This is a genomic window from Amnimonas aquatica (assembly GCF_002943415.1).
Taxonomy (GTDB): Bacteria; Pseudomonadota; Gammaproteobacteria; order Pseudomonadales; family Moraxellaceae; genus Perlucidibaca; species Perlucidibaca aquatica_A.
Window position 1 is genome coordinate 1 of the sequence record NZ_PTQZ01000230.1, and the last position, 2,769, is coordinate 2,769.

The following is a 2,769-nucleotide window of genomic DNA, read 5'->3' on the forward strand; positions in this document are numbered from 1 at the left end:
GCTGCTGCCTTGATGGCCAACGCCGCCACACTGCTGAGCTCGCCGCCCAACATCGAGAAGGTCGAGTTGCTTGCTGCCAAGCTACCTGGCTAACAGCACTTTTTCAGCATTTCACACCGAAACGAGATGGGGGGCTTTAGCAATCCATCTCTTTTCAATTTGTAGACGCTGTTGTGGACACGACGTTCCCCCGTATCANCCAAGGGCTTATATTGTCTGGCGGCGAGAGAGGGATTCACTAAACTATAAAATTCAATGACTTGAACTAATATAAAGCCGCTGTGCCGACAATAATACTTACACATCATCAGCACACTTGGCCGTGCAGGTTTTCCCATTCACAGCAATGCGCCATACCCCGCCAACAGTTTGGTGGTCTGCACCAGGCCTTGACTGCGCAACACATCCAGGAAGCGATCAACATCCAGCGGAGGATGCCTGAGCGTCGCGCGCTGACGACGGGCAGCGTCCACAACTGCCGCTGGATCAAGATCGAACAGATTCTCGATGAACTCGTCAGGGTGCTGCGCCTCCACACCATAGGCTGACAACGCACTCGCCGGAAAATCCTTGAGGTTGAAGGTCACGATCACGTTGGCATGGCAACGCACCGCAGCGGCGAGCACATGGCGATCATCCGCATCCGGCAAGGCCAAACCATCGATCAGTGACTCATGGCCAGTGACGAGCCCATCTGGAATGGCCTGATCCATGAGCTGAGAAGTGCGATCGAGCTGCTCACGCGTGAGATCAGTACGGTTCAGCAGCAGATTGCGCTTCCACTCCTCGTGAATCTGCGCTGTCCACCGGGCGCGGAAGCAGCCCGACATGCCCAGCCAGATAAGCAAATCACGCAAAGGGGCCGGATAGAGTACGCAAGCATCATAGACTGCCGTAAATGGCGAGCTTCTCATTCATACCCCATGCCCAGATCCTGGGCCTGCTGGGCGAGCAAGGCCATGGCCTGCTCACTCTCGACAGCTCGCTTTTCCTTGTAGGCCATCAGATCCGCAAACTTGACGCGCCGATGCTTGCCGGTGCGATGGAAGGCTAACTGGCCCTCCTCCAGCAGCTTAACCAGATGGGGGCGCGACACATTGAGCAGGTCAGCCGCCTCCTGCGTGGTCAGCTCGGCATGAACAGGAAGCACCTTGACCGCATTGCCGTCAGCCAGCTCGGCGAGGATATCCACCAGCAGCCGTAGCGCCGAGGTGGGCAGCTCGACCTGATGAGCCTCGTTCCTGGCATCAAAGATCTGGATGCGCTGCGTCTCGAAACCCGTCGCCAGGAATGCCGCGAGCTCGCGCTGCCCGCGCACGGCAGCCTGAATCTCGCGCTCGACAGGCAGTGTCATTTTGGACTGGGCGGTGGTGGACATGGTGTACCTCTGGGTAGCAGACGCGATCTCTCACTGCCAAAATATTCGAAATATTCGAAATTCGCAATAGACGAAACGACGTCAGTGAGCGGCATGCTTCTTCCCCTAGTACACCACGGGCACGGAATCTAGCCCACGCTCGGCCGCAACCAAGCCCAGCAGACCCTCGAAGTCAGGATGGTCATGCAGCAGCACGGAAAACGCCCTCCAGCCGCTTGCGCGTGGTCACATTGCCATAGGCACGCAACGCCTGACGCAAGCCATCGCTATCAAGCTGCTTCAACTTGCTTGCCGCACGCGCCCAGACAGCCGATACATCCTCAGCCAGCTCATCTGCATTGTTGAGCAGATCCACAAACAGGAACTCCGCAGACAAGGCATGCGGGAACCTGGGCTTCACCCGGAAATCGAACTCGCGATTGCCCAGCTTGAAGTGCCCATGCCGCTTGCGGTTGTAGACGACTGTGCGGTTGTAGAGCTGCGTGATGCCTAACCCGACCGTGTTGTAGGCAGAGGGAGAGAAGAGCAGGAAGTCATCATCCCGCAGGAAGCTGCGCACCAGTTCGGCATCATCAGGGGGCAGCTCGCCGAACACGGATTTGCGGGGCGCGTAGTAAAGCCCTTGTGCCAGCTTCCGCAGATCGCCTGCCTGCACCAAGGCGTGCAGATGCCGGTCAACCGCATTGGACACCACAGCCAGATCGGCACGACGGTACACACGCCCTGGCTCAAGGACATGCCGGACCTGCTCCAACGCACTGGGCTGTTCGTGACTGGCCATGAAGCATGATTTCTCATTGAAAATTCATGCATTCAAGGTAGCAGATCGAGTCAATTTTGACCAGCACATACGCCTCGCTGCTCCAGATCATCTCCCCGATCATATGCGTTAACCAACAACATGAAATGGTTTTTGCATATAAATGGGGATTACGCGTCATGCGGTCAATGCCATCTCATGTGACGCCCACAAACTGCCTAGTACTTGATCCTTGGCCGCCAGATGCTAGTGTTGCTTCGCCCGAGGGCTGACATCCCACACCAGGCCATCAGAGCCGGAATATCGTGTCCCAACCAGAGCCTCCGATCATGAATTTGACACTGCATGCCAGCAAGGCCATGGCGCGTTTCATCAAGAAACGCTCCAAGATCGACATTGATCGGCTGCCATGCGATGACCCCGCATTGGTTGGCCGGGTGCCCATCCAATCGACACCCGTGAACGTTGCCTGGCAGCTGCATGTGATTCAAACCAACCGCGACTACAACGACCAGGTCGTGATCGCGATGGAGGCCTTCAGCCGCTATCAAATCCTGATCCCCGTGACATGGGATATGGGCATGAAGGAAATCGAATCCATCCTGCTGACACGCTGGATGGAAGAGTTGCT

At 56.8% G+C, this 2,769-nt stretch carries 4 protein-coding genes; 1 reads left to right on the forward strand and 3 read right to left on the reverse strand.

All coding sequences use genetic code 11. From position 1 onward, the window contains the following. Positions 1-338 precede the first annotated feature (338 nt). From C5O18_RS08335 to C5O18_RS08345, 3 genes are all read right to left on the reverse strand, one after another. Positions 339-914 carry a PIN domain-containing protein gene (locus tag C5O18_RS08335; protein WP_105193091.1) on the reverse strand — a complete coding sequence of 192 codons (576 nt, stop codon included), beginning with the start codon at positions 912-914 and terminating at the stop codon, positions 339-341. Then, a complete protein-coding gene (locus C5O18_RS08340; protein ID WP_105193093.1) occupies positions 911-1,378 on the reverse strand; it encodes a helix-turn-helix domain-containing protein in 468 nt (155 codons plus the stop codon). Before C5O18_RS08340 ends, C5O18_RS08335 begins: the two co-directional genes overlap by 4 nt. A gap of 181 nt (positions 1,379-1,559) precedes the next feature. Continuing rightward, entirely contained in the window at positions 1,560-2,159 is a 600-nt protein-coding gene (locus C5O18_RS08345) for a hypothetical protein (RefSeq protein WP_241146791.1), read from the reverse strand. A gap of 308 nt (positions 2,160-2,467) precedes the next feature. Here C5O18_RS08345 and C5O18_RS08350 point away from each other — a divergent pair. After that, positions 2,468-2,769: hypothetical protein (locus C5O18_RS08350; protein ID WP_206389808.1), on the forward strand; the 302-nt coding region annotated here is incomplete at its 3' end.

Coding starts and splice junctions, on each gene's coding strand:
- C5O18_RS08335 (WP_105193091.1), bottom strand. CDS start 914: ATGAGAAGCTCGCCATTTACGGCAGTCTATGATGCTTGCGTACTCTAT.
- C5O18_RS08340 (WP_105193093.1), bottom strand. CDS start 1,378: ATGTCCACCACCGCCCAGTCCAAAATGACACTGCCTGTCGAGCGCGAG.
- C5O18_RS08345 (WP_241146791.1), bottom strand. CDS start 2,159: ATGGCCAGTCACGAACAGCCCAGTGCGTTGGAGCAGGTCCGGCATGTC.